We start from the raw sequence: 24,869 nt of genomic DNA, 5'->3' as shown, positions 1-24,869 counted from the left end.
GCGGACGGGGCGGAGGCGGGGTTCAGTCGTGCAGATTGGCGGTGACGGTCTCGAGCAGCTCCTCCCAGGAGGCCACGAACTTGTCGACCCCCTCGCGCTCGAGCTTCTCGACGACCTCCTGGTAGGAGATGCCCAGCTGCTCCAGCTCGTTGAGGACCCGCTCGGAGTCGTCGTAGGTGCCGGTGATCGTGTCCCCGGTGACCTCCGCGTGGTCGGCGGCCGCCTCCAGGGTCTTCTCCGGCAGGGTGTTCACGGTGTCCGGGGCCACCAGGCCGTCCACGTACATCGTGTCCGGGTAGGCCGGGTCCTTGGTGCCGGTCGAGGCCCACAGCGGCCGCTGGACCACGGCCCCCGCCTCGGCCAGCAGCTTCCAGCGCTCGGAGGAGAAGGCCTCCTGGAAGACCTGGTAGGCCAGCCGGGCATTGGCGAGGCCGGCCCGACCCTTCAGGGCCAGGGCCTGCTCGGTGCCGATCTGCTCCAGGCGGGCGTCCACCTCGGAGTCCACGCGGGAGACGAAGAAGGAGGCCACGGAGTGGATCTTGGACAGGTCGCGGCCCTGCTCCAGGGCCCGCTCCAGCCCCGTGAGGTAGGCGTTGATCACCGCGCGGTAGCGCTCGAGGGAGAAGATCAGGGTCACGTTGACGCTGATCCCCTCGGCGAGGGTCGCGGCGATCGGCTCCAGGCCCTCCTCGGTGGCCGGGATCTTGATCATCACGTTCTCACGGTCCACGGTCCGGTGCAGGCGCCGGGCCATCTCGGCGGTCTCCTCGCCCTTCACGGCCAGGCGGGGATCCACCTCGATGGAGACCCGCCCGTCCTGCCCGCGGGTCTGGCGGTAGATCGGGGCGAGCACGTCGCAGGCCTCGCGCACGTCGTCAGTGGTCACCGCGAACACGGATTCCTCGACGTCGCGGCCCTCCTCGGCCAGGCGGCGCATCTGGGCGTCGTAGCGGTCCCCGCGCGAGAGCGCCTGGGCGAAGATCGTGGGGTTGGTGGTCACGCCGACGACGTTGCGGGTCTCGACCAGCTCCTGCAGGTTGCCGGTCTCCAGGCGCTCACGGGAGAGGTCGTCCAGCCAGAGGGAGACTCCCGCGTCGGAGAGCTTCTGGGTCGCTTCGGTCATGGGTTCTCGTGCTCCTTCGCTCGAGGGATGGATGTCGGTGGGGGTTCAGCGGGCGGCGAGGGATTCCCGGGCCGCCTCGACCACGGCGTCGGCCGTGATGCCGAACTCGCGGAAGAGGGTCTGATAGTCCGCGGAGGCACCGAAGTGCTCCAGGGAGACCGCGCGCCCGCGCGAGCCCAGCAGGTCGTGCCAGGACTGGGCCAGGCCCGCCTCCACGCTGACCCGGGCGGTGATCCCGCGGGGGAGCACCTGCTCGCGGTACTCGGCGTCCTGGGCGTCGAACCACTCCCGGCAGGGCATGGAGACCACGCGGGCGGCGATGCCGTCGTCAGCCAGCTGGGTGCGGGCCTGCAGGGCCAGCTCCACCTCGGAGCCGGTGGCGATGAGGATGACGTCGGGCTCGCCCTCGGCGTCGGCAAGCACGTAGCCGCCGCGCGCGACACCCTCCGCGGAAGCGAACTTCTCCCCGTCCGCCTCCGGGTGCAGGTCCTGGCGGGCCAGGGTGGTGAGGTTCTGCCGGGTCAGCACGAGGCCGGCGGGGCGGTCCCGGTGCTCCAGGATCGTGCGCCAGGCCACCGAGGTCTCGTTGGCATCCGCCGGGCGCACGACGTCCAGGCCCGGGATGGCCCGCAGGCTCGAGAGCTGCTCGACCGGCTGGTGAGTGGGCCCGTCCTCGCCCAGGCCGATGGAATCATGGGTCCACACGTAGATGGAGGGGACTCCCATCAGCGCGGACAGGCGGATCGCCGGGCGCTGGTAGTCGCTGAAGATCAGGAAGGTCCCGCTGAAGGCGCGCGTGGGGGAGGAGAGCACGATGCCGTTGACGATCGCGGCCGCCGCGTGCTCCCGGATCCCGAAGTGCAGCACCCGCCCGTAGGGGCTGGCGGTGAACTTGGCGGTGGAGCGGGAGGTGGGGTTGAAGGAGGAGGCGTCCTCGATGGTGGTGTTATTGGATCCGGCCAGGTCCGCCGAGCCGCCCCACAGCTCGGGCAGCAGCGGGGCGACCGCGTTGATCACCTGGCCGCTGGCCGCGCGGGTGGCCAGGGAGCCGCCGGCCTCGAAGGCCGGGAAGGCGTCCCTGTACCCCTCGGGCAGGCGGCCCTCCTGAAGCCGATCCAGCAGCTCGGCCCGCTGCGGATTCGCCTCCCGCCACTGCTGGTAGGACCGATCCCAGGCGGCGCGCCGTTCGTCGCTGCGGGCCTGCAGGGCCCGGGTGTGCTCGATGACCTCGGGGGCGACGTCGAAGGTCTTCTCCGGATCGAAGCCGAGGACCTCCTTGGTCGCGCGCACCTCGTCGGCGCCGAGCTTGGAGCCGTGGATCCCGCCGGTGTTCTGCTTGGTCGGGGCGGGCCAGCCGATGATGGTGCGCAGGCTGATAAAGGTCGGCTTGTCCGTGACCTTCCGACCCTCCTGGATCGCGTCGTAGAGGGCCTGGACGTCCTCGCGGTATTCCCCGCCGGCCCGCCAGTCCACGGTGCGCACGTCCCAGCCGTAGGCGCGGTAGCGCTCGGCGACGTCCTCGGTGAAGGCGACGTCGGTGTCGTCCTCGATGGAGATCTGGTTCTGGTCGTAGATGACCACGAGGTTGCCCAGCTGCTGGTGCCCGGCCAGGGAGGAGGCTTCGCTGGTCACCCCCTCCTCGAGGTCCCCGTCGGAGGCGATGGTGAACACGGTGTGGTCGAAGGGGCTGCGCCCCGGAGCGGTGTCGGGATCCAGCAGGCCGCGCAGGTAGCGCTGGGCGTAGGCGAAGCCGACGGCGGAGGCCAGGCCCTGCCCCAGCGGGCCGGTGGTGATCTCCACGCCGCGGGTGTGCTTGTATTCGGGGTGCCCCGGGGTCAGCGACCCCCAGGTGCGCAGGGCCTGCAGGTCCTCCAGCTCCAGGCCGTACCCGCCGAGGTACAGCTGGATGTACTGGGTCAGGGAGGTGTGACCGGGGGAGAGGATGAAGCGGTCCCGTCCGGTCCAGCGGTCATCGGAGGGATCCTGGCGCATGATCTTCTGGAAGAGCAGGTACGCCACCGGTGCGAGGCTCATCGCGGTGCCGGGATGGCCGTTGCCGACCTTCTCCACGGCGTCGGCGGCGAGGACCCGGGCGGTGTCCACCGCCCGTCGGTCCAGGTCGGTCCACTCGAGGTTCTCGCGGTCGTCGGACACGAGGCATGCCCCTTTCGTCTCGGAAGTCGTCTCGCGTGGCCCCGGTCCGACGGCATCGCCGCGGCGCCGGCCCGATTCCCGAGCCCGCCGCGCGGCCACCGTGTGCCGGAAGGGGCCGCGGTGCTCCACCCAACTCTAGGCCACCGCCGCGCCGCGCGTCTGTCGGTGACGCTGTGGGCGGACGCCGCGAGTCCCGGGGGGGGGGCGGCCCGCCGAGGGAGTGAAACATCACCGCACCGTCCTGGAAGGCCGCGCGGGCTGGGATATATGCTCGAAGGAAGCTGTGACCATCGCGCGCCCGTCGTGCGCGCCCGTCCCGAGACCGGGAGGACAGCGGCATCGATCGCGTAAGGAAGCACCTGTGAAGCGCCAGAGCACGGACCATGGATCCCTCCTGGAGGCCAAGCCCGCCGTCCCCGCCCCCGCCGGGAAGACCGGCCGGGTGGGCCTGCGCCGCAAGCTGCGCGCCTACCTCCTGCTGACCAAGCCGCAGGTCATCGAGCTGCTGCTGGTGACCACCGCGCCGACCATGATCTTCGCGGCCGGCGGGATGCCCTCGCTGTGGCTGATCCTGAACACGATGCTCGGCGGGGCGATGGCCGCGGGGGGCGCCGGCGCCTTCAACTGCTGGATCGACCGCGAGGCCGATCGGCTCATGAAGCGCACGGAGCGCCGCCCCCTGGTCACCGGGGAGGTCTCGGATCGCGAGGCGCTGATCTTCGCCTGGGCGCTGTCCGCGGTCTCCGTGGTGTACCTGAGCCTGGCCGTGAATCTCCTGGCCGGGGCGCTGGGCCTCGTCGCGATCCTGCTGTACGTGGTCTTCTACTCCCTGTTCCTCAAACGCCGGACCTCCCAGAACATCGTCTGGGGCGGGATCGCCGGGTGCATGCCCGTGTTCATCGCCTGGGCCGCCGTGCAGGGGACCCTCAGCTGGGCCGCCGTCGTGCTGTTCCTCGTGATCTTCCTGTGGACCCCGCCGCACTACTGGCCGCTGTCGATGAAGTACGCGGAGGACTACCAGCGCGCGGGGATCCCGATGCTCGGGGCGATCGCGTCGGCCAAGGCCGTGTCCGTGCAGGTGGTGCTCTACGCCTGGGCCACGGTGATCTGCTCGCTGCTGCTGATCCCGGTGGGCGGGGCCGGCTGGGTCTACGGCCTCACGGCGCTGGGCGCCGGGGCCTGGTTCATCTGGACCTGCCACCGGCTGCACGCGCTGGCCATGGCCGAGCTGGCCACCAGCCGCACCGCGATGGTCGTCTTCCACGCCTCCATCACCTACCTGACGGTGCTGTTCGTCGCGGTGGCCGTGGACCCCTTCGTCGGCGGCGCCGTCCTCTGAGGACGGCGCCCGCCGCGTTCCGGGGCGGCGTTGCGTCAGGCCTCGGTCCCCGCGATCTCCTGCGCCGCCCGCCGCTCCGGGGCCGTGACGGTGTGCACCAGGGCCGTCTCCCGACGGGTGGGCTGGGCCAGCACCGCCATCCGGTCGTAGGCGGCGGCCGCGGCCCACACGGTCAGCCCGGCGCCCAGCAGGTGCAGCTCCACCATCCAGATCGGCAGGCCGTTGAAGTACTGCAGGTAGCCGATGCCGCCCTGCAGCACCAGCACCCCCACCATCCGCAGCAGCGCCGCCCGCACCCCGGGGGCCCAGCCCCGGCGCACGCACAGGGTGATGCCCAGGGCCACGGTCAGCACGGTCAACCACACGGAGATCGAGTGCATCCGGGCGACCATCACGGCGTCGAAGGCGTGGCGGGCGCTGGTGGCGTCCCCGGAATGCGGGCCGGTGCCGGTGACCAGGGTGCCCAGGTACACGGCGATGCCCGTCAGCGCCAGCAGGATCGCCCCCAGGCGTCCCATCGTCGGATCCGACTCCTCGAGGCGCTCCAGCCGCTCGGCCTCGCGCACCCGCGGCAATGAGTAGCGTCGGGTGCGGCTCCACAGGGCCGCGGCCAGCGCGATCATCACGGCCGAGAGCACGAAGTGCACCCCGACCATCCAGGGATTCAGCCGCAGCCATACGGAGAAGCCGCCGACCACGGCCTGCACCGGGATCCCCGCGAACAGCAGGATCGCCAGCCAGAAGAGGTCGCGGTACTCGGTGCGCAGGCGCATCACGGCCAGGACGGTCAGCACCGCGACGATCCCGAGGAGCCCGGTGAGGGTGCGGTTGCCGAACTCGATGAAGCCGTGGATCCCCATCTCCGGGACGTTGTTCCAGGAGTCGTCCGTGCAGCGCGGCCAGGTGGGGCAGCCCAGCCCGGACTGGGTCAGGCGCACCAGCCCCCCGGTGATCACCAGCAGCAGGTTCGCCAGCACCGACGCCAGGGCCGTGCCGCGCACCCACCCGGTGACGGTCAGCGGGGTCAGCACGCGCCAGAGGCGGGCCGGCGCGGAGTCGGAAGGGGTGCGGGTCTGGGGCTGTGTGCTGCTCGTGCTCAAGCGGACACCTCGCGTCCTGGTCGTGGGCTGAATCGTCAAAAGGGGCCGGGGCGCATTCCCGGTTTCCGCGTGCGTGCGGGGCGCTGGGCCCCCGTCGATTATCCGCCGTCGGTGGTGCGCGGAGCCAACCGTGACGCCGTGATGCCCGCGTCAGATGCCTGCGACGCCGACGCTGGCGGGCAGGCGCAGGGAATGCTCAGGACCACCGGAACAGCCGGCGCGCCAGCAGCCCGGCGGCCGCGGCCCAGACCAGCAGCACCAGGTGCGGACCCCACAGCGGCCCCTGGCCCAGCATCTCCGCGCGCAGCGCCGAGCCCAGGGCCCCGGAGGGCAGCAGCTCGATCAGGGCGGCGGCCGCGCCGGGGAAGTGCCGGGCCGGCAGCAGCGTGCCGCCGACGGTGGCCAGCAGGACCCACAGCGTGTTGACCACGGCCAGGGTCGCCTCGGCCCGGATCGTACCGGCCACCAGCAGCCCCAGGGCGGTGAAGGCCGCGGCCCCGAGCACCAGGGTGGGCACGGAGGCCAGCACCGCCGTCGGGCGCGGCTCCCAGCCCAGGAACAGCCCGACCGCGCCCATCACGGCGTACTGCACGACCATGACCCCCAGCACCGCCAGGGCCTTGCCGGCGATCAGCCCGCCGCGACCCAGGGGAGTGGTGGACAGGAAGCGCAGGACCCCGTAGCGGCGGTCGAAGCCGGTGGCGATGCCCTGACCGGACAGGGCCGTGGAGATCGTGCACAGGGCGAGGATCCCGGGCATCGCCAGGTCCACCCGGGACGCGCCGAACTCCCGGGCCCATCCGTCGAGGAAACCCGTGCTGGTCAGGCCGATCAGCGCCATCAGCGGGAACAGGATGAGCAGCAGCAGCTGTTCGCCGTTCTTCAGCATCGCCAGGATCTCGTATCCGCCCTGGCGCAGGATCCGCCGGGCGGCCGGTGCCGGCCGGCCCGTGCGGCGGGTGAAGTCCGTGGGAGTCGCGCTCACGACCGCTCTCCTTCCGAGATGTCCAGGAACAGGTCCTCCAGGGAGCGCGGGGTCAGCTCAAGGTGCGTCGGCAGCACGTCCTGCCGCTCCCACCCGGCGGTCAGCGCCGCCAGGTGCGCCGGGCCCAGGGGGCCGGTGAGGGTGTACGCGCCGGGGGAGTCCTCCGACAGCGTGAGCCCCGCGCGCAGCTGCTGGGGGAGGAGGTCCTCGATCCCGAGCCCGCAGCGCGGCAGGGTGAACACGAGGGTCTGGGCGTCGCGGGAGCCGGCCAGCAGCTGATCCACCGTGCCCTCCAGGACCACCTTCCCGGCGTCCATGATGTAGACCTGGTCCGCCAGCCGCTCGGCGTCGTCCATGAGGTGGGTGGTCAGCACGACGGCGGTCCCGGCGGCCCTCACCTCGCGGATCAGGTCGAAGACCACCTTGCGCGAGTGCGGGTCCAGCCCGGCCGAGGGCTCGTCCAGGAAGAGCACCTCCGGGCCGCCGGCCAGGGCGGCGGCCAGGCTGACCCGCTGGCGCTGCCCGCCGGACAGGCGCCGGATGGTGGTCCCGTCGAACTCATCGATGCCCAGTCGCCGGATCAGGGCATCCATGTCCACCGGGTCCTCATACATCGAGGCCACGTGGTGCAGCAGGGGCACGGGCCGGATCGCCTGGGGCAGTCCGCCGTCCTGGAGCATGATGCCCACGCGGGCGCGCAGCTGCGGCCCGGCCCGCCATGGATCCTCGCCCAGCAGGCGCACGGTACCGGAGCTCGGGCGCACCAGGCCCTGGGCGCAGGACAGCGTGGTGGTCTTGCCGGCGCCGTTGGTGCCCAGCAGGGCGGTCACGGCCCCGGCGCGCGCGCTCAGGCTCACCCCGTCGACGGCGCACACCGTGCGCCCGCCCCGGGTCCGGCGGGAACCGGCGGCGGGGAACTCCTTGCGCAGCCGCTGCACCAGCACGGCGGGCTGCTCGTCGGCGAGGGGCCCCGGCGCGGTCTCCGCGGGGGCCACGGCGGTCGGGGTGGATCCGTGGTTCGGCACCGTCCCAGTGTACGGTCCGCGGCGGGAGGGCAGGGGCATCTCGGGGCTCGCGCCTCCACCGAGTGGTCCCTGCGGGCGGGTGGCACGAGGAAAGGTCTGCCTCACTGGATCGCCCGGAACAAATAAGCACATACTTTGGTTGTGTATTCCGTGAAGCAGAAGCAGTCCGCGCCCCGCGCCGCCGGTGCCGGGGAGCCCGAGGAGAGGACGCGCGACCGCGTCCTCCAGGGCGTGCTGGCTCACGGTCCGGTATCTGCGGCCGACCTCGCCAGCGCCCTCGGGCTCACCCCGGCGGCCATCCGGCGCCACCTCGAGGCCCTGGAGAAGGACCAGCTCGTGGAAGTCACCCTGGTGCGCAAGCCCGGGGCGGGGGCCGGCAGGCCCGCCCGGCGCTACGTCGTCGCCCCCCAGGGTCACGCCCAGCTGGGCAACGACTACCTGGACATCGCCCTGGACTCCCTGCGCACCCTGCGGGCGGCACTCGGGGAGGGGGCCCTGGAGCGCTTCGCCCAGTCGCGCTTCGAGGAGATGGAGCGGCGCTACCGCCCCGTCGTTGAGGCGGCGGGCCCGGACATCGGCGCCCGCGCCCGGGCTCTGGGGGACGCGATGACCCGCGACGGCTTCGTCGCCAGCACCTCCACGATGGCCATGAGCGAAGCCGCCAAGGCGGTGGAGCTTCCGGAGCACCTGCTCTCCAGCGTCCAGCTGTGCCAGGGCCACTGCCCGGTGCGGGACCTGGCCGAGGAGTTCCCGGAGTTCTGCGACGAGGAGACCCGCATGATCGCCTCGCTGCTGGGGGTGGACGTGCGCAGGCTGTCCACCATGGCCGGCGGGGCCCACGTCTGCACCACGCACATCCCGCTCGCGCGGGGAGCACAAGCCAGCGTTTCAGGAAGAAACGTCCGACCCACCAAGGAAGGCTCACATGACTGAACAGGTTGAGCGCCAGGCCGACGGAGGAGTCATCTCCGAGATCCTGGAGAAGAACCCGGAGCTCGAGGGCATCGGGAACTACCAGTACGGCTGGTACGACTCCGACGCCGCCGGGCAGGCCGCCCGGCGCGGGCTGAGCGAGGAGGTCGTCCGGGACATCTCCGCGAAGAAGAACGAGCCCGAGTGGATGCTGCAGCTGCGGCTGAAGGGCCTGAAGTTCTTCGACCGCAAGCCCCTGCCCACGTGGGGTGCGGACCTGTCCGGGATCGACTTCGACAACATCAAGTACTTCGTGCGCTCCACGGAGAAGCAGGCCGAGTCCTGGGAGGAGCTGCCCGAGGACATCCGGGAGACCTACGAGAAGCTGGGCATCCCCGAGGCCGAACGCAACCGCCTGGTGGCCGGCGTGGCCGCGCAGTACGAGTCCGAGGTCGTGTACCACCAGATCCGCGAGGACCTGGAGAAGCAGGGCGTGATCTTCATGGACACGGACACCGCCCTGAAGGAGCACCCCGAGTTCTTCGAGGAGTACTTCGGCACCGCGATCCCCGTCGGGGACAACAAGTTCGCGGCGCTGAACACGGCCGTGTGGTCCGGCGGCTCCTTCGTGTACGTGCCCAAGGGCGTGCACGTGGAGATCCCGCTGCAGGCCTACTTCCGCATCAACACCGAGAACATGGGCCAGTTCGAGCGGACCCTGATCATCGCCGACGAGGACTCCTACGTCCACTACATCGAGGGCTGCACCGCCCCGATCTACAAGTCGGACTCGCTGCACTCCGCGGTCGTGGAGATCATCTGCAAGAAGAACGCCCGCGTGCGCTACACGACCATCCAGAACTGGTCCAACAACGTCTACAACCTGGTGACCAAGCGGGCCATCGCCCACGAGGGCGCCACCATGGAGTGGATCGACGGGAACATCGGCTCCAAGGTCACCCAGAAGTACCCGGCCGTCTACATGGTCGGCGAGCACGCCAAGGGCGAGACCCTGTCCATCGCCTTCGCCGGCGAGGGCCAGCACCAGGACACCGGCTCCAAGATGGTGCACATCGCCCCGAACACCTCCAGCTCGATCGTCTCCAAGTCCGTGGCCCGCTCCGGCGGACGCGCCGCGTACCGGGGGCTCGTGCAGATCCGGGAGGGGGCGCACAACTCCAAGAACAACGTGGTGTGCGACGCCCTGCTGGTGGACACCATCTCCCGCTCGGACACCTACCCGTACATCGACATCCGCGAGGACGACGTGACCCTGGGCCACGAGGCCACCGTGTCTCGCGTGTCCGAGGAGCAGCTGTTCTACCTCCAGCAGCGCGGCCTGCCCGAGGACGAGGCCATGGCGATGATCGTGCGCGGGTTCGTCGAGCCGATCGCGCGCGAGCTGCCCATGGAGTACGCGCTCGAGCTGAATCGTCTGATCGAACTCCAGATGGAAGGATCCGTAGGCTAACCCGATGACTGAGCAGATCAACAAGGAGCACCCCGCCGCCGAACCGGAGAAGGTCGACGGCGTGCACACCGGCGAGTCCCGGGTGGCCATCCCCGGGATGAGCGAGGAGGGCGAGAAGCTCTCCCCGGAGCTGACCGCCGACGACACGATCCGGGTGCGCAAGTCCGCCAACGCCGGGCAGCCCGGGTCCCAGGTCATGCACTCCCGGGCCGAGCGGCCCTGGAGCCACGACGTCGCCGACTTCGCCGAGCCCACCGGGCGCGAGGAGGAATGGCGCTTCACCCCGGTGAAGAAGCTCGCCCCCGTCTTCGCCGACGCCCCCACCGAGGACGGCGCCCTGCAGATCGAGGTCGACGCCCCGCAGGCCTGGCAGGCTCCGGCCCTGGGCCGCACCGAGGCCCCGCGCGGGACCGTGCTGCGCCCGGCCGACCGGGCCGCCGTCGTCGGCTCCGCCAACGCCGAGTCCGCGACCCACCTGGTCATCCCGCAGGATGAGGAGCGCAGCCAACCCGTGACCGTGCGCCTGCGCGGACAGGCCGAGGGCCGCCGAGCCAACTCCCACCTGGTCATCGAGGCGCGGCCGAACTCCCACGCGACCGTGGTCCTGGAGCACACCGGCACCGCCCACCACAACGGCAACGTCGAGGTGATCGTCGGCGACGGGGCGAGCCTGTCCGTGATCTCCCTGCAGCTGTGGGAGGACTCCGCGATCCACGTGGGCCAGCACGACGCGCAGGTCGGGCGCGATGCCCACTACCGCCACGTCAACGTGACTCTCGGCGGCGGCATCGTGCGGCTGAACGCGAACGTCCGCTACGCCGGGGAGGGCGCCGACGCCCAGCTGTTCGGGCTGTACTTCGCCGACGCCGGCCAGCACCTGGAGCACCGCTCCTTCGTGGACCACAACGCCCCGAACAACACCTCCAACGTGCTCTACAAGGGCGCGCTGCAGGGGCAGGACGCGCACACCGTGTGGGTCGGGGACGTGCTGATCCAGAAGGAGGCCGAGGGCACCGACAGCTACGAGAAGAACCAGAACCTCGTGCTCACCGACGGCGCCCGCGCCGACTCCGTGCCGAACCTGGAGATCGAGACCGGCGTCATCGAGGGCGCCGGGCACGCCTCGACCACCGGTCAGCTGGACGGCGACCACCTGTGGTACCTCATGGCCCGCGGCATCCCCGAGAAGCAGGCCCGCCGCCTGGTGGTGCGCGGCTTCCTCAACGAGATCATCCAGCAGATCCGGGTGGATGAGCTGGAGGAGGGGCTCATGGACGCCCTCGAGGACGAGCTGGCCATCAGCGACAACTGACCCCTCGGGCCCGTGCGGCCCGCACCGACTTCCCTTCCCAAGGAGGAATCCCTTGTCCACTCTGGAAATCAAGGACCTGCACGTCTCGGTCATCCTCGATGACGAGAACACCAAGCCCATCCTCAAGGGCGTGAACCTGACCATCAACTCCGGCGAGATCCACGCGATCATGGGCCCCAACGGCTCCGGCAAGTCCACGCTGGCCTCGACCATCGCCGGGCACCCCAAGTACCGCGTGGACTCCGGCGAGATCCTGCTCGACGGCGAGGACGTCACCGAGATGTCCGTGGACGAGCGCGCCCGCGCCGGGCTGTTCCTGGCCATGCAGTACCCGGTGGAGATCCCCGGGGTGACCATGTCCAACTTCCTGCGCTCGGCCAAGACCGCCGTGGACGGCGAGGCCCCGGCCCTGCGCACCTGGACCAAGGACGTCAAGGCGGCCATGGGCCAGCTGAAGATCGACCCGGACTTCGTGACCCGCAACGTCAACGAGGGCTTCTCGGGTGGCGAGAAGAAGCGCCACGAGATCCTGCAGCTGGAGCTGCTCAAGCCCAAGTTCGCGATCCTGGACGAGACCGACTCCGGGCTGGACATCGACGCCCTGCAGGTGGTCTCCGAGGGCGTGAACCGCGCCCACGACGCCAACGACATGGGCGTCATGCTGATCACCCACTACACGCGCATCCTGCGCTACATCAAGCCCGACTTCGTCCACGTTTTCGTGGACGGCAAGATGGCCGACCAGGGCGGGCCCGAGCTGGCCGAGCGCCTGGAGGAGGAGGGCTACGTCAACTACCTCCAGAACCGGGAGGCCGCCCAGGCATGACCGAGACCGCACCCGCCGGGCGGCCCTCCGACCAGGAGATCGAGGACGCCCTGGCCAACGTCATCGACCCGGAGCTCGGGGTCAACATCGTGGACCTGGGCCTGCTGTACGGGACCCGCTGGAACGAGGAGGACGGCGCGCTGGTCATGGACATGACCCTGACCACCGCCGCCTGCCCCCTGCAGGACGTCATCGAGGAGCAGGTCGCCCAGAACCTCGAGCCGCTGATCGACCAGTGGCACGTGAACTGGGTGTGGATGCCGCCGTGGGGTCCCGAGCGGATCACCGAGGAGGGCCGGGACCAGATGCGCGCCCTCGGCTTCAACATCTGATCCCGCGGCACCGACCCGACGCGGTGACCGCACGCCGCTAGGATGAGGGGTCGGCGGGCGCCTGTGGGCCCGCCGGCCCCTCGTCTCGCCCCATCCCACTCCCGCAACCGAAAGGCTGGCCGTAAGCCCTTGCTGACCGTCTCCCACCTCGAACTGCGCGCCGGCGCCCGACTGCTCATGGAGGATGTGAGCTTCCGCATCAACCGCGGGGACAAGATCGGGCTGGTCGGACGCAACGGCGCCGGCAAGACCACGATGACCAAGGTCCTGGCCGGGCAGACCCTGCCCGCCGACGGCGAGGTCACCCGCTCCGGGTCCATCGGCTACCTGCCGCAGGACCCGAAGGTCGAGGACATGACCCAGTCCGCCCGGGACCGGATCTTCTCCGCCCGCAACCTCGCCGGGGTCGTCTCCCGGATGCGGCGCACCCAGGAGGAGATGGCCAGCGAGGACGAGTCCGTGCGGGCCAAGGCCCTGCGCCGCTACGACCGGCTGGAGGCCGAGTTCATCGCCGGCGGCGGGTACGCGGCCGAATCCGAGGCCGCGACCATCACCCACAACCTGGACCTGCCCGATCGCGTCCTGGACCAGCCCCTGTCCACCCTCTCCGGCGGGCAGCGGCGTCGTGTGGAGCTGGCCCGCATCCTCTTCCAGGGTGCTGACACCATGCTGCTGGACGAGCCGACCAACCACCTCGACGCCGATTCGATCGAGTGGCTGCGGGAGTTCCTGCGCACCTACTCGGGCGGCCTGCTGGTGATCAGCCACGACGTCGCCCTGATGGAGCTGGTGGTCAACAAGGTGCTGTACCTGGACGCCATGCGCTGCGTGGTCGACGAATACAACATGGACTGGAAGCACTACCTCGCCCAGCGCGAGCAGGACGAGGCCCGGCGCAAGCGGGAGCGGGCCAACGCGCAGAAGAAGGCCGGGGCCCTGATGGCCCAGGCGGAGAAGATGCGCGCCAAGGCGACCAAGGCCGTGGCCGCCCAGCAGATGATCAAGCGGGCCGAGCGGCTGATGCGCGAGGTCGAGCCGGAGCAGGCCCAGGACCGGGTGGCCGCGATCCGCTTCCCGGCGCCGGCCCCCTGCGGGAAGACCCCGCTGCGGGCCCAGGGGCTGTCGAAGTCCTACGGGTCCCTGGAGATCTTCACCAACGTGGACCTGGCCATCGACCGCGGCTCGCGCGTGGTGGTGCTGGGCCTGAACGGGGCCGGCAAGACGACCCTGCTGCGCATGCTCGCCGGGGTGTCCGCCCCGGACTCCGGCCAGGTGCAGCCCGGGCACGGGCTGAAGCTGGGCTACTTCGCCCAGGAGCACGACACCCTGGACGGCAGCCGCACCGTGCTGGAGAACATGCGCACCGCCGCACCGGATCTGCAGGACACCCAGGTGCGCACCATCCTCGGATCCTTCCTGTTCTCCGGGGACGACGTCGCCAAACCCGCCGGGGTGCTCTCCGGCGGGGAGAAGACCCGCCTGGCCCTGGCGACCCTGGTGGCCTCCTCGGCCAACGTGCTGCTGCTGGATGAGCCGACCAACAACCTGGATCCGGCCAGCCGCGAGGAGATCCTCAACGCGCTGAAGACCTACGAGGGCGCGATCGTCATGGTCTCCCACGACGAGGGCGCGGTGGAGGCGCTGAACCCGGAGCGGGTGCTCATGCTGCCCGACGCGGTGGAGGACCACTGGTCCCAGGAGTACCAGGACCTCATCAGTCTCGCCTGAGCCGGCGGGCCGGGGCGGTCCCGGGTCGGAGTCGGGGCCGTCGGCTCTGTCGGCTCAGTCGCGATCCACCGGGTCCGCGTCGCGGGAGCGGGCCATCGCGTCCAGCAGGGCGTCCTCCTCCTCGGCGTCCGTCGGACGGCTGCGGGCCTTGGCGAGCTTGGGGCGCACGATCGACTTCATGTGCGGGGGCATGTCGTCGATCATCTCCATCTGACGGCGCACCACCGCCTCGTCCTCGGTGCCGATGTAGGTGCCGTCCTCGGCGTAGTAGCTGCGGAACCGGCGCTGCAGCTCCTCGGCCAGCTGGGCATCCAGGCGATCGTTGCGCACCTTCTGCCGGGCGCACCAGCCGTAGGCCACGTACACCAGCACCGCGAAGGAGTACCACTGCAGGGAGTAGGACAGGTTGGGTCCGGCGCTCTGCTCCGGGGCGGACAGCTGCTGCGGCCGCTGGGCCGGGGCGGGATCCTCCGAGGCCATGATCCCGTAGGCGGCCTCGGCCAGATCCAGTCCCGTCTTCCGGGCGTAGTCCGGCAGGTCCACGGACTGGATCTGCCCGGCCGGGGCGGAGCGGTCCGTGGAGGGCTCACCCGCGTGCAGCCGGGCCGTGACCTGCACCGTCCCCGACGGCGGGACGGGCACTGCCTGGGCCGGAGCCGCGTTGGAGTCCCCGGCGGGCACCCAGCCGCGGTCGATCACCACGATTTCACCCTGCGAGGTGCGTAGCGGCACCAGCACCTCGAAGCCGACGGCGCCCTCGTGCGGGCGGTTGCGCACCAGCACCTGGTGCTCGGGCAGGTACCGCCCCTGCACGCGGGCCGGGGTCCACTGCCGGTCGGGATCGAAGCGCTCGAACTGCTCCAGCGCGGCCTGGCCCTCCAGGGGGCGGGCGTCGTAGTTCTCGCTGATCAGGTTGTTGCGGTGATCCAGGGCCTCCTTGCGGTCCATCTGCCAGCCGGCCAGGTACACGCACAGCAGGGAGAACAGCACGCAGACCAGGAAGCCCGCGATCCACCGGCCGCTGACGAGAAATCGGTACACGGAAGTCAGGGGCTCCTCTCGGATCGGGAAAGGGTAAGGGAGGGGAAAGGGCGGGCGTCAGTCGTCGGGGGCGTCCATCGGGCGGATGTCCCGCAGGAATCCGCGGGCCCGCAGGAATCGCGCCAGGTGCTCCCGGTGTTCCTCGCAGGCCAGCCACGTCTTGCGCCGCTCGGGGGCGTGGATCTTCGGGTTGTTCCATTCCAGGCGCCAGCGGGCCGGGGCGGTGCACCCGCGGCGGGAGCACACGGGCCGCTCCGGTGCGGGCGGTTCCCGGCCGACGCCGAGCAGGTCGGTCAGGTCCATGACCGCCCCTTGCGCGGATCCGGCCCGTCCCCGCCGGTTCCGCGCGTCGGCGAGGCGCCCGGGCCCTCGCGGAACTCGCCCTCGATGACGTCCTCCCGCGGCGTGCTCGCGTGATCCCCGGAGAGATCGGGCGAGGGCAGGGGGCGCGGCGCGGGATCGGTGTAGGCGGAGACGTCGCGCACCTCCGCGCGATCGCTGCCGTTGGCCAGGACCACCGCCACCCACGGCAGCACCATGGCCGCGCCCACGCAGGTCCAGCGGATCCAGCCGTCGGTGACTAGCGCCAGGACGATGCACACCAGGCGCAGGGCCATCTTCAGCGCGTAGCGGCGCATCCGCGTCTCGACGCCCTGGCTGTGCGGGGCCTGCGCCCCGGTGATGGAGTACGCCTCGGGCTCCTCCCGGCGGGATGCGCGGGAGCGCGACGTCGTGGCCTCGGACATGGGACACCGCCCTCCTCACCGGATGATCGCGGCGCCCGCCCGGTGCTCATGGAGAGGGGGACCCGCTGGGTTGATGACCGTGCCCATTGTGTCACCTCCGGCTCCGATCGGCAGGGGCCGGTGTCCCGGATCCCACCGGGCGGGCCGGAGGGGACCTCGGCTAGGATGGGGGCGATTCCATCCACCGCATCCCGGGAAGGACCCCGATGAGCATCGAGCACCCCGACGAACCCGCCACGACCCCCCGCACCGTGCTGGTGACCGGCGGCAACCGGGGGATCGGACGCAGCATCGCCGAGGCCTTCCGCGAGCAGGGGCACCGGGTCTGCGTGACCTACCGCTCGGGCGAGGCGCCTGAGGGCTTCTTCGCGGTGCAGGCCGACGTGACCGACGCAGCCTCCGTGGACCGGGCCTTCTCCGAGATCGAGGCCGAGTTCGGCCCGGTGGAGGTCCTGGTCGCCAACGCCGGGATCACCCGCGACACCCTCCTGCTGCGGATGAAGGAGGAGGACTTCTCCGCGGTCATCGACACCAACCTCACCGGCGCGTTCCGGGTGGTGCAGCGGGCGGCCAAGGGGTTCCTGCGGAAGAAGTTCGGTCGCGTCATCCTGATCTCCTCCGTCGTCGGGCTCTACGGCTCCCCGGGCCAGCTGAACTACGCGGCCTCCAAGGCCGGGCTGGTGGGCATCGCCCGCTCCCTGACCCGCGAGCTGGGGTCGCGCAACGTCACGGCCAACGTCGTGGCCCCCGGGTACATCCAGACCGAGATGACCGACGCCCTGCCGGAGGAGACGCAGCAGAAGTACCTCGAGGCGATCCCCGCCAAGCGCTACGGGCAGGCCGAGGAGGTCGCGCGCGTGGTCCGCTGGCTGGCCGGGGAGGACGCCGGGTACATCTCCGGAGCCGTGATCCCCGTCGACGGCGGGCTCGGCATGGGCCACTGAGACACATCGCGGGAATCCCCTCCGGGGGACCCGCGCACCGATCATCCGCCGCGAGCCGGGCCCGCCTGAACGAGGCGGGCCCGGGTGCGGCATCGAGGAAAGGACACGAAGCAATGGGACAGTTGGACGGGAAGTCCGCGATCATCACCGGCTCCTCGCGGGGGGTTGGGGCGGACACGGCCAAGCTGCTGGCCGCCGAGGGCGCCGGCGTCGTGGTGAACTACCGGCAGAAGGCCCCGCGGGCCAAGAAGGTGGTCCAGGCGATCGAGGAGGCCGGGGGCCGCGCCGTCGCCGTGGGAGCGGACGTCACGAAGCACGAGGACGTGCAGACCCTGGTGGACACGGCGGTGCAGACCTACGGGGGCCTGGACGTGCTGGTGCTCAACGCCTCCGGCGGCATGGAGACCGATCTGGGGGAGGACTACGCGCTGCGGCTGAACCGCGACGCGCAGCTGGATGTGCTGCGCACCGCCGCCGCCGTGATGCGCCCCGGGGGTCGGGTCGTGTACGTGACCAGCCACCAGGCGCACTTCATCCGCGAGGTCGAGACGATGCCCGAGTACGAGGCCGTCGCCCGCTCCAAGCGCGCCGGAGAGGACGCCCTCACCGAGGAGATCCCGCAGCTGTCCGAGAGGGGCATCGACTTCGTCGTCGTCTCGGGGGACATGATCGAGGGCACCGTCACCGCGACCCTGCTCAACCGGGCTCGCCCCGGGGCGCTGGAGGCCCGTCGGGCGGAGGCCGGGAAGCTGTACTCGGTCGAGGAGTTCGCCTCCGAGGTCGCCGCGATGGTCACGGCCGGTGTTCCCACCGGCCACGTGGAGCTGGTCGGCGGGGCCAAGGGCTTCGTAGACTGATCGACGCCGCCTCGGTGCCGCCGGTCCCGGATCGGCGGCACCCGTGCTGTCGCGCTCAGCCCAGCAGCGCCAGCAGCGCATCCAGCCGCGGCACGGGGATCCGTGCCGCGGCTGCCGCGTCCAGGGTCGGCTTGGCGCAGTAGGCGACGCCCAGTCCGGCGGCCTCGACCATGAGCAGGTCGTTGGCGCCGTCGCCCATCGCCGTCGTCGCCTCTTCGGCGACGCCGAGCTCCCCGGCCCAGGCGGTCAGGGCGCGGCGCTTGGCCGCGGCATCCACCACGGGCCCGAGCACCCGACCGGTCAGGCGGGGTCCGGACCCGTCGTCGGCGATCTCCAGGCCGTTGGCCAGGGTCCGATCCAGCCCGAGGCTTGCACCCAGGGGATCCAGGATCGCACAGAAGCCGCCGGAGACGGCGCCGATCCGATCCCCCCGGGCGTGCAGCCGCGCCACCAGCTCGCGCGCCCCCGAATTCAGGACGAGGTCCTCGCGCACCTCCTCCAGCACGCTGGCCGACAGGCCCGCCAGGGCGGCGACTCGTTCGCGCAGGGAGGCCGCGAAATCCAGCTCCCCCCGCATGGCCCGCTCGGTGATCGCCGCGATCCGCTCGCGGGCCCCGGCGCGGGCGCCCAGCTCGTCGATGACCTCCTGGCCGATCAGTGTGGAGTCCACGTCCGTGACCACCAGTCGGGGGGTGCCCTCCGGCAGCGCGGGCACGGCCATGACCTGCCAGCGCGCCTGCGGATCCAGGGCGTCCAGGACGCTCTGCACCCGTTCGACGCCGGGGTCCGGGACCTCCAGGTTCACGTCAGCTTCCGACCCTGCGGCGGCTCCGTGAGCGGAAGACTCCGCATCGGCTGCGAGCGTCGGGGGCCAGCGCAGCACGCGGAACCCGGGGCCGGGGGCCTGGCGGGGTCCCCGGCGAGCGGAGGTGCCGCCGTCGCGCGGGGGAAGGGGCGGCACGTGGATCTCCTCGACCCCCGCCGGAAGGCCGATTCCTGCGGCGGCTGCGCGTTGCACCAGCGCCGTGGGCCGGGTACGGGATCCGAGCAGCCCGGGCACGGCCTCCGTCCTCTCCCCGGGTGCTGGCACGGGCAGCTGCCCCAGCGGCGGCGCGGCCGAGGCGGGGGCGGAGGAGGACCGGTTCTCCTCGGACGGGGGACGGGAGGAGAAGGCGATGAGACGGCGGGGGTCGGACATGTCCCCATCGTAGGTGCCGTGCCGAGAGGGACCGTCGGTGGGGGATCGGAGAGCGGTCGCGGGTGCGGCTGGCGTCCGGGCGGCGGTACGGTGATCGAAAGCCGCCGGCGTCCTCGGATGCCCGCGGGTGGTTCGTCGGAAGAGGACGTCATGGCCGAGTATCCCGCGTACGTGTGCACCCCCGAGGTGCGCTGGTCGGATCAGGATCTGCTGGGGCACGTGAACAACGCCCGGGTGATCACCCTGATCGAGGAGGCCCGCATCCGGTGGCTCCGAGAGGCCTGGGACCGGACCGATGTGCGGGATCGCCCGACGCTCGTGGCGCGGATGGAGCTGAACTACCGCCGCCCCGTCGTCTACGGGCCGCAGCTGAGCGTGGAGCTCGGCGTCGGGCGCGTGGGCCGCAGCTCGTACACGATCACCTGCCGCGGCATCCAGGACGGTCGGGTGGCCTTCGACGGCCTGACGGTGATGGTCATGGTCGATGCCGAGACCGGTGAGCCCACGGCCCTGAGCGAGCGGGAGCGGGATCTGCTCGGTCGCTACGGCAGCTTCGACCCGGAGGACCCGACGCGGCTGGACTGAGTCGCCGGTGCGGAGGCGTCGCCCCCCCGGAGCTGTGGACAACCTTCCGGCCGGGGCGTGGGATGGGCTAGTCTCGGGGGACCTGAGTGATTCACATCGCATGATCCTCGTCTGACCCTCGAGCACCCGGAGGCTCCCGTGGCCCGTTCGCACCGTCCCGCATCATTCCTGGCGCCGCTGGTCCTGGCCGGCGCCCTCCTGCTGTCCGGCTGCGGGGGTGAGAGCAGCGGTGAGGTGGTCGGCACCGCGGATCCGCAGGCATCGGCCAGCGCCTCGGTTTCCGCCAGCGCCTCTGCGTCGGCGTCCTCGACCGGGTACGAGAAGGCGACGCCGGAGCACCCGGCCCGCAATGTGCCGGTGCCGAGTCTGCCGGACGTGGGCAAGGAGGAGACCGACGCCGGGGCGAGAGCTTTCCTCCAGTACTGGGCGGACTCCCTGAACTACCTCCTGCAGACCGGGGACCCGCAGTACGTCCGCGAAGCGATGTCGGCGGACAACGACCAGTTCACCAAGGTCATGGAGAACTACGAGCGGTACTACCGCGAGGGCAAGTGGAGCGTGGGCACGGAGCAGCAGATCTACCTGGAGCCGCAGCCCCTGGAGAAGGTCGACCCCCAATACCAGGAACTCTACGTGCGTCTCAACCGACTCAGTGGTGGGGTGTACTCCCCATCAGGACACGAGCATGACACTCCCGGGAGAGACTTCAACAATCAACCCATGACTGCCGTCCTCTCGTGGGAGAAGGACCAATGGAAGTTCCGCGGATTCAACCACATCCAGGATGTTGATTATGGCGATCCGGAGTAAGTGGAAAAGGCTGTGCTTGATCGCAATGGCGCTCCTTTTATATTCATCGTTCGCGTTGCCCCCGAGCTTCGCAGAGAAGTCCGCTGATGATGGGTGGATCGATGGAAACGGCTCCCTCATCATCAAGAGGCAGAAGACCCAACCCGGAGGACGGCCGACCGAACCAGGGAGCCAGCCTCCATCCGGCGGTGACCAAGGAGGAGGTTCTGTCGATGAGATCCCGGAGGACCCTTATGAATACTTCGCACACTACGGATGCCCGAGGCCCGGGGAGGACGTGCCCGGAGACGCATGCAACCCTGCGCTAGACCCGATGGAGGTCGTGGCGTTTTGCATCGAGTCTTTCGTCGCCTCAAATCAGGCGGCGAATGGGAGTCCACGGGAACGCAATACTGCGCGTCTCCCGGCTCCCAGTCCCCCGAAGACGCCGCCGAAAGAGTCACCACACCGCCGACCCCGACCGTCACCGCCGAAGATCTGAAGAAGATGCCCATCCACCCGGGGACCGTGAGCATCCAGCCCGGCCCCAACACGCTGAAGAACTACCACACCAACATCTACGTCGACAGCCGGCCCCAGGAACTGGAGGTCACCCTGTTGGGGCAGCCGGTGCGGGTGCGGGCCACCCCGGTCTCCTACACTTTCGACTACGGCGACGGCCCCACCACCGGCCCCACCACCGACCCCGGGCGCGCCTTGCCGGAGAACAGCTGGGACACCCCCACCTCGACCTCCCACCAGTACCGGGAGACCGGGGACTACGCCATCGTCATCTCCACCGAGTTCCGCGGGGAGTACCGGGTGGGGGACGGCGAGTGGCAGCCGGTCGAGGGTACCGCGACCCTCCCGTCGCAACCGCAGACGGTGAGCGTGTGGCGCACCAAATCCGGGTGGGTTCAGGACGGCTGCTCCGCGAACCCCCGTGCCTGGGGATGCTGAGACCCTGGCGGGATCGGAGAAGAGTCCCTCTGCGGGCGGCCGACCCGAACCGCGGACCGGGTTGGGTCGGTGCGCGCGCCGTGGCTTAGGGTCGAGGCATGAGCACTGTACTGGATCTGGTCGACGTCTCGGTCGTGCGCGGCGGCCGCGCCCTCCTGGACGGAGTGACCTGGCGGGTGGAGGCCGGGCAGCGCTGGGCCGTGATGGGCCCCAACGGGGCCGGGAAGTCCACGCTGATGAACGTCGCCTCGGCACGGCTGCATCCCACGCGCGGCTCGGTGGACATCCTCGATGAGATCCTCGGGGCCGTGGATGTCTTCGAGCTGCGCCCGCGCATCGGGCTGACTTCCGCCGCCGTGGCCGCCCAGATCCCGGCGGGGGAGACGGTGCGCGACGTCGTCGTCACCGCCGCCTACGGGGTGACCGGGCGCTGGCGGGAATCCTACGACGCCGACGACCACGACCGCGCCGAGCAGCTGCTGGTGGACTGGGGCATCTCCCGCCTGGCCGAGCGGACCTTCGGCACGCTGTCCGACGGGGAGCGCAAGCGCACCCTGATCGCCCGCGCCCTGATGACGGATCCCGAGCTGCTGATCCTCGATGAGCCCGCCGCGGGCATGGACATCGGCGGGCGCGAGGACCTCGTGCAGCGTCTGTCCGCGCTCAATGCCGACCCGGACGCGCCCGCGAGCGTCCTGGTGACCCACCACCTCGAGGAGCTGCCGCAGGGAATCACCCACCTGCTGCTGCTCAGCCACGGGCGGGTCATCGCCCAGGGCCCGTTGGAGGAGGTCCTCACGGACCGCAGCTTCTCCCGCGCCTACCAGACCCCGCTGCGGCTGCGCACCGTCGACGGGCGGCACACGGCCTTCGCCGCGCGCCCGTGAGCACCCCGCAGAACGGCCCCGCCCAGCTGGCTGCCCGGCGGGCGCTGGTCGATGCGATCCCCTCGGTGCGTCGGATCGACGCCGAGCAGGTGGAGGCCGCCGACGGGCGAGCCGCGGACCCGGTGCTGCGAGACCTGCGCTTCTACCGGGGGCTGACGGACGTGCGCCTGCGCACCTCCCGGGAAGCCGAGTGGGGCGTCTACCTCGCGGAATCCTCCAAGGTGGTCCGCCGCGCCCTGGCGGCCGGGCACGAGCCGCTCTCCTTCCTCATGTCGGACAAATGGGCCGAGGACCTGGCGGACGTGCTGCGCAGTCATCCGCAGACCCCCGCGTACGTCGCGGAGGACGCCGTGCTGGAGGGTCTGACCGGCTTCCACCTGCACCGCGGCGCCCTCGCGGTGATGCGCCGCCCCGCCCCCGTCCCGGTCGAGCGGGTGCTCGACGGCGCCCGGCGGGTCGCGATCCTGGAGGACGTGGTGGATCACACCAACGTCGGGGGGATCTTCCGCAGCGCCGCCGCCCTGGACGTGGACGCCGTGCTGATCACCCCGCGCTGCGCCGACCCCCTGTACCGACGCTCCATCCGCGTCTCGATGGGCACCGTCTTCCAGGTCCCCTGGGCCCGGCTGGACTCCTGGCCCGCGGACCTGTCCCTGCTGCGCGAGCGCGGATTCACCACGGCCGCCCTGGCCCTCAGCGACGACGCGGTGACCCTGGACCGGCTCGGGCACACCGCCCCGCAGCGACTCGCCCTGGTGCTGGGCACCGAGGGTCACGGCCTGCGCTCGGAGACCCTGGCGGCGGTGGATGCGCGCGTGATCATCCCCATGAGCCACGCCGTGGACTCCCTCAACGTGGCCGCGGCCTCGGCCGTCGCCTTCTGGGAGACCCGCCCGCGGGAGTCCGCCGAGGAAGACGGCGCGCGCCCCTGACCGCGGGGGCCGTCGCGTGGTAGCCTGGGGAGTCGCCGTCGACTCCGACGGCGCCCGCCCGGATGACCGGGCGGGACACCGCGTCCCCAGGCCTGGCAAAATCCAGTCCGCGAGAGGTAGACACCATGCAGACCGATATCCACCCGGATTACCACGAGGTCATCTTCCGCGACCTCGCCTCCGGCAAGTCCTTCCTGACGCGTTCGACCGTCACCAGCTCCAAGACCGACACCTGGGAAGACGGCAACGAGTACCCTCTCGTCGAGGTCGAGATCTCCTCCGAGTCCCACCCCTTCTACACCGGCAAGCAGCGGATCATGGACTCCGCCGGGCGCGTCGAGCGCTTCAACGCCCGGTTCAAGAACTTCGGCAAGTCCGCCAAGTAGGCGGCGACTGCCACCACCGGCTCGGGCCGGGGCGTGCTCACCGGATCGGTGAGCGCGCCCCGGCCCGAGGCGTCTGCGGTCGACCGGGTGGGCCCGTGCCGGTGATCTCGGGGTGAACCCCGAGCCGCTACAGTGGGATCGACCCGATCCCCGCCAAGCCCGAGCCACCGGAGCACCCATGTCCACCACCCCGGAATCCGCCCTTCCCGAGACCCCATCGCGCCGCAGGCCCTGGTCGCGCCGGCGCAAGGTGCTGACCCTGCTCGGTGTTCTGCTGGTGCTGCTGCTGATCCCGGTGCTGATCGTCGGCGGCTTCCTGTACAAGCTCGGCCACGACTTCGACGCCGACTCGCCCAAGCTCTCCCAGGCGCTGCCCTCGGATGACGCCGGCCGGCCCAAGGAGGATGGCTCCTACAACGTCCTGCTCCTGGGCAGCGACTCCCGCAAAGGAGAGGCGGACGAGAAGGTCGTGAGCGGTCAGCGCTCGGACGCGATCATGCTCGTGCACATCCCCTCCGACGGCGGCGCCGCCTACGTGGTGTCCATCATGCGCGACACCTGGGTGGACATCCCCGGTCACGGCAAAGCCAAGATCAACGCCGGGCTGAACTACGGCGGGATACCCCTGGAGGTGCGGACGATCGAGCAGCTCCTGGGCACGCGCATCGACCACGTCGCAGAGATCGACTTCCAGGGCTTCCGCGACCTGACGAACGCCGTCGGCGGGGTGCCGGTGGATGTGCCCATGGACTTCACCGCCGACGGCCACGAGTTCCGCAAGGGCGAGCAGACCCTCGACGGGGACGAGGCGCTGGCTTTCGTGCGCGACCGGTACAGCTTCCAGGACGGGGACTACCAGCGGGTGCGCGACCAGCGGATCTACCTGCGCGGACTCCTGAAGAAGATCCTCAGCCCCGAGACCCTCTCCAGCCCCACCAAGCTCAGCGACGCCGTGGAGAAGTTCTCCCCGTACGTCTCCGTGGACGAGGACCTCACGGCCCGCGAGATCGTCGCGATGGGCATGAAGGCCGGACCCAGCGGGCTGCGGAACATGACCATGTTCACCCTGCCCAACTCAGGCACCGGGTGGTCCGAGGACGGGCAGTCCATCGTCATCCCGGATGAGGACGCGATCCACCGGCTCTCCCAGGCCCTGGAGAACGGGACCATGGCCGACTACGTCAAGACCATCCCGACGGACTGAGTCCGCACCGGGGCGGGGCCGGGGGGGGCGGGG

The 24,869-nt window shown here is 70.9% G+C and carries 25 protein-coding genes; 16 read left to right on the top strand and 9 right to left on the bottom strand.

What is annotated here, in order from left to right; genetic code table 11:
- Positions 1–22: 22 nt before the first annotated feature.
- Both tal and tkt read right to left on the bottom strand, forming a co-directional pair.
- A complete protein-coding gene (gene tal, locus NQ707_RS01910) occupies positions 23–1,123 on the bottom strand; it encodes a transaldolase (RefSeq protein WP_058731198.1) in 1,101 nt (366 codons plus the stop codon).
- Between the two features lie 45 nt (positions 1,124–1,168).
- Positions 1,169–3,277, bottom strand: coding sequence for a transketolase (gene tkt / locus NQ707_RS01905; protein ID WP_058731197.1), 2,109 nt, complete (start codon positions 3,275–3,277; stop codon positions 1,169–1,171).
- Positions 3,278–3,671: 394 nt separating this feature from the next.
- Here tkt and NQ707_RS01900 point away from each other — a divergent pair, with 394 nt between their 5' ends.
- Positions 3,672–4,616: a heme o synthase gene (locus tag NQ707_RS01900; RefSeq protein ID WP_404434690.1), complete on the top strand. Its 945-nt coding sequence runs from the start codon at positions 3,672–3,674 to the stop codon at positions 4,614–4,616.
- Between the two features lie 35 nt (positions 4,617–4,651).
- On the opposite strand, the gene NQ707_RS01895 is transcribed toward NQ707_RS01900, so the two are convergent.
- From NQ707_RS01895 to NQ707_RS01885, 3 genes are all read right to left on the bottom strand, one after another.
- The gene (locus tag NQ707_RS01895; RefSeq protein ID WP_165869962.1) at positions 4,652–5,716 is read right to left on the bottom strand and encodes a heme A synthase; all 1,065 of its coding nucleotides are present in this window, start codon (positions 5,714–5,716) and stop codon (positions 4,652–4,654) included.
- Positions 5,717–5,912: 196 nt separating this feature from the next.
- A complete protein-coding gene (locus tag NQ707_RS01890; protein WP_058731195.1) occupies positions 5,913–6,701 on the bottom strand; it encodes an ABC transporter permease in 789 nt (262 codons plus the stop codon).
- Complete coding sequence (locus NQ707_RS01885; RefSeq protein ID WP_081046084.1) at positions 6,698–7,765, bottom strand: ABC transporter ATP-binding protein; 1,068 nt, start codon at positions 7,763–7,765, stop codon at positions 6,698–6,700. Before NQ707_RS01885 ends, NQ707_RS01890 begins: the two co-directional genes overlap by 4 nt.
- Positions 7,766–7,867: 102 nt before the next feature.
- Between NQ707_RS01885 and NQ707_RS01880 the strand changes: the two genes are divergently transcribed.
- From NQ707_RS01880 to NQ707_RS01855, 6 genes are all read left to right on the top strand, one after another.
- Positions 7,868–8,659, top strand: coding sequence for a metalloregulator ArsR/SmtB family transcription factor (locus tag NQ707_RS01880; protein ID WP_058731194.1), 792 nt, complete (start codon positions 7,868–7,870; stop codon positions 8,657–8,659).
- Positions 8,652–10,109 carry a Fe-S cluster assembly protein SufB gene (sufB, locus tag NQ707_RS01875; protein WP_058731193.1) on the top strand — a complete coding sequence of 486 codons (1,458 nt, stop codon included), beginning with the start codon at positions 8,652–8,654 and terminating at the stop codon, positions 10,107–10,109. The genes NQ707_RS01880 and sufB overlap by 8 nt, the downstream gene beginning before the upstream one ends.
- A 97-nt stretch (positions 10,110–10,206) precedes the next feature.
- Positions 10,207–11,421, top strand: a complete 1,215-nt coding sequence (gene sufD, locus NQ707_RS01870; RefSeq protein WP_404434687.1) for a Fe-S cluster assembly protein SufD — start codon at positions 10,207–10,209, stop codon at positions 11,419–11,421.
- A gap of 52 nt (positions 11,422–11,473) precedes the next feature.
- Positions 11,474–12,247: a Fe-S cluster assembly ATPase SufC gene (gene sufC, locus NQ707_RS01865; RefSeq protein WP_058731192.1), complete on the top strand. Its 774-nt coding sequence runs from the start codon at positions 11,474–11,476 to the stop codon at positions 12,245–12,247.
- Positions 12,244–12,579, top strand: a complete 336-nt coding sequence (locus NQ707_RS01860; protein ID WP_058731191.1) for a metal-sulfur cluster assembly factor — start codon at positions 12,244–12,246, stop codon at positions 12,577–12,579. The genes sufC and NQ707_RS01860 overlap by 4 nt, the downstream gene beginning before the upstream one ends.
- Positions 12,580–12,708: 129 nt before the next feature.
- Positions 12,709–14,307 carry an ABC-F family ATP-binding cassette domain-containing protein gene (locus NQ707_RS01855; protein WP_058731190.1) on the top strand — a complete coding sequence of 533 codons (1,599 nt, stop codon included), beginning with the start codon at positions 12,709–12,711 and terminating at the stop codon, positions 14,305–14,307.
- 54 nt (positions 14,308–14,361) lie between these two features.
- Here the strand turns inward: NQ707_RS01855 and NQ707_RS01850 are convergent, their stop codons facing one another.
- From NQ707_RS01850 to NQ707_RS01840, 3 genes are read right to left on the bottom strand one after another with little or no spacing between them, the layout of a single operon-like run.
- A complete protein-coding gene (locus NQ707_RS01850; protein WP_404434471.1) occupies positions 14,362–15,348 on the bottom strand; it encodes an SURF1 family protein in 987 nt (328 codons plus the stop codon).
- A gap of 57 nt (positions 15,349–15,405) precedes the next feature.
- A complete protein-coding gene (locus NQ707_RS01845) occupies positions 15,406–15,651 on the bottom strand; it encodes a hypothetical protein (protein ID WP_058731188.1) in 246 nt (81 codons plus the stop codon).
- Positions 15,642–16,094: a DUF3099 domain-containing protein gene (locus NQ707_RS01840; RefSeq protein ID WP_058731187.1), complete on the bottom strand. Its 453-nt coding sequence runs from the start codon at positions 16,092–16,094 to the stop codon at positions 15,642–15,644. Before NQ707_RS01840 ends, NQ707_RS01845 begins: the two co-directional genes overlap by 10 nt.
- A gap of 206 nt (positions 16,095–16,300) precedes the next feature.
- Here NQ707_RS01840 and NQ707_RS01835 point away from each other — a divergent pair, with 206 nt between their 5' ends.
- Both NQ707_RS01835 and NQ707_RS01830 read left to right on the top strand, forming a co-directional pair.
- Positions 16,301–17,038 (top strand): beta-ketoacyl-ACP reductase, encoded by a 738-nt coding sequence (locus NQ707_RS01835; protein WP_058731186.1) that lies wholly within the window; start codon positions 16,301–16,303, stop codon positions 17,036–17,038.
- Between the two features lie 113 nt (positions 17,039–17,151).
- Positions 17,152–17,895, top strand: coding sequence for an SDR family oxidoreductase (locus NQ707_RS01830; RefSeq protein ID WP_058731185.1), 744 nt, complete (start codon positions 17,152–17,154; stop codon positions 17,893–17,895).
- Positions 17,896–17,950: 55 nt separating this feature from the next.
- Here NQ707_RS01830 and serB read toward each other — a convergent pair whose 3' ends face one another.
- Complete coding sequence (gene serB / locus NQ707_RS01825; protein WP_328798555.1) at positions 17,951–19,093, bottom strand: phosphoserine phosphatase SerB; 1,143 nt, start codon at positions 19,091–19,093, stop codon at positions 17,951–17,953.
- A 150-nt stretch (positions 19,094–19,243) separates the two neighbouring features.
- On the opposite strand from serB, the gene NQ707_RS01820 reads away from it, so the two are divergent.
- The 7 genes from NQ707_RS01820 to NQ707_RS01790 all read left to right on the top strand — a co-directional run bounded on the left by NQ707_RS01820 (position 19,244) and on the right by NQ707_RS01790 (position 24,836).
- The gene (locus NQ707_RS01820) at positions 19,244–19,678 is read left to right on the top strand and encodes a thioesterase family protein (protein ID WP_129357494.1); all 435 of its coding nucleotides are present in this window, start codon (positions 19,244–19,246) and stop codon (positions 19,676–19,678) included.
- A gap of 138 nt (positions 19,679–19,816) precedes the next feature.
- Positions 19,817–20,488, top strand: a complete 672-nt coding sequence (locus tag NQ707_RS01815) for a DUF6318 family protein (protein ID WP_404434460.1) — start codon at positions 19,817–19,819, stop codon at positions 20,486–20,488.
- A 486-nt stretch (positions 20,489–20,974) separates the two neighbouring features.
- Positions 20,975–21,427, top strand: a complete 453-nt coding sequence (locus NQ707_RS01810; protein WP_404434458.1) for a hypothetical protein — start codon at positions 20,975–20,977, stop codon at positions 21,425–21,427.
- Positions 21,428–21,525: 98 nt separating this feature from the next.
- Entirely contained in the window at positions 21,526–22,314 is a 789-nt protein-coding gene (locus NQ707_RS01805) for an ABC transporter ATP-binding protein (protein WP_058731780.1), read from the top strand.
- Complete coding sequence (locus tag NQ707_RS01800) at positions 22,311–23,246, top strand: TrmH family RNA methyltransferase (RefSeq protein ID WP_404434452.1); 936 nt, start codon at positions 22,311–22,313, stop codon at positions 23,244–23,246. The genes NQ707_RS01805 and NQ707_RS01800 overlap by 4 nt, the downstream gene beginning before the upstream one ends.
- A gap of 125 nt (positions 23,247–23,371) precedes the next feature.
- Complete coding sequence (locus NQ707_RS01795) at positions 23,372–23,632, top strand: type B 50S ribosomal protein L31 (RefSeq protein WP_058731781.1); 261 nt, start codon at positions 23,372–23,374, stop codon at positions 23,630–23,632.
- 178 nt (positions 23,633–23,810) lie between these two features.
- Positions 23,811–24,836: an LCP family protein gene (locus NQ707_RS01790; protein WP_058731782.1), complete on the top strand. Its 1,026-nt coding sequence runs from the start codon at positions 23,811–23,813 to the stop codon at positions 24,834–24,836.
- Positions 24,837–24,869 lie beyond the last annotated feature (33 nt).

Source organism: Rothia sp. BD8 (assembly GCF_044878465.1).
Lineage (GTDB): Bacteria > Actinomycetota > Actinomycetes > Actinomycetales > Micrococcaceae > Rothia > Rothia kristinae.
The sequence above is the reverse complement of the archived record's forward strand: the minus strand, read 5'-3'. Positions and strand labels throughout refer to the sequence as shown.

Bases quoted from the DNA above. Each gene is read 5' to 3' on its own strand.
- sufD (WP_404434687.1), top strand. From the start codon at position 10,207: ATGAGCGAGGAGGGCGAGAAGCTCTCCCCGGAGCTGACCGCCGACGAC.
- NQ707_RS01860 (WP_058731191.1), top strand. From the start codon at position 12,244: ATGACCGAGACCGCACCCGCCGGGCGGCCCTCCGACCAGGAGATCGAG.
- serB (WP_328798555.1), bottom strand. From the start codon at position 19,093: ATGTCCGACCCCCGCCGTCTCATCGCCTTCTCCTCCCGTCCCCCGTCC.
- NQ707_RS01795 (WP_058731781.1), top strand. From the start codon at position 23,372: ATGCAGACCGATATCCACCCGGATTACCACGAGGTCATCTTCCGCGAC.
- NQ707_RS01840 (WP_058731187.1), bottom strand. From the start codon at position 16,094: ATGTCCGAGGCCACGACGTCGCGCTCCCGCGCATCCCGCCGGGAGGAG.
- tal (WP_058731198.1), bottom strand. From the start codon at position 1,123: ATGACCGAAGCGACCCAGAAGCTCTCCGACGCGGGAGTCTCCCTCTGG.
- sufB (WP_058731193.1), top strand. From the start codon at position 8,652: ATGACTGAACAGGTTGAGCGCCAGGCCGACGGAGGAGTCATCTCCGAG.
- NQ707_RS01830 (WP_058731185.1), top strand. From the start codon at position 17,152: ATGGGACAGTTGGACGGGAAGTCCGCGATCATCACCGGCTCCTCGCGG.
- NQ707_RS01810 (WP_404434458.1), top strand. From the start codon at position 20,975: ATGCCCATCCACCCGGGGACCGTGAGCATCCAGCCCGGCCCCAACACG.
- NQ707_RS01885 (WP_081046084.1), bottom strand. From the start codon at position 7,765: ATGCCCCTGCCCTCCCGCCGCGGACCGTACACTGGGACGGTGCCGAAC.
- NQ707_RS01805 (WP_058731780.1), top strand. From the start codon at position 21,526: ATGAGCACTGTACTGGATCTGGTCGACGTCTCGGTCGTGCGCGGCGGC.
- NQ707_RS01845 (WP_058731188.1), bottom strand. From the start codon at position 15,651: ATGGACCTGACCGACCTGCTCGGCGTCGGCCGGGAACCGCCCGCACCG.
- NQ707_RS01835 (WP_058731186.1), top strand. From the start codon at position 16,301: ATGAGCATCGAGCACCCCGACGAACCCGCCACGACCCCCCGCACCGTG.
- NQ707_RS01820 (WP_129357494.1), top strand. From the start codon at position 19,244: ATGGCCGAGTATCCCGCGTACGTGTGCACCCCCGAGGTGCGCTGGTCG.
- NQ707_RS01790 (WP_058731782.1), top strand. From the start codon at position 23,811: ATGTCCACCACCCCGGAATCCGCCCTTCCCGAGACCCCATCGCGCCGC.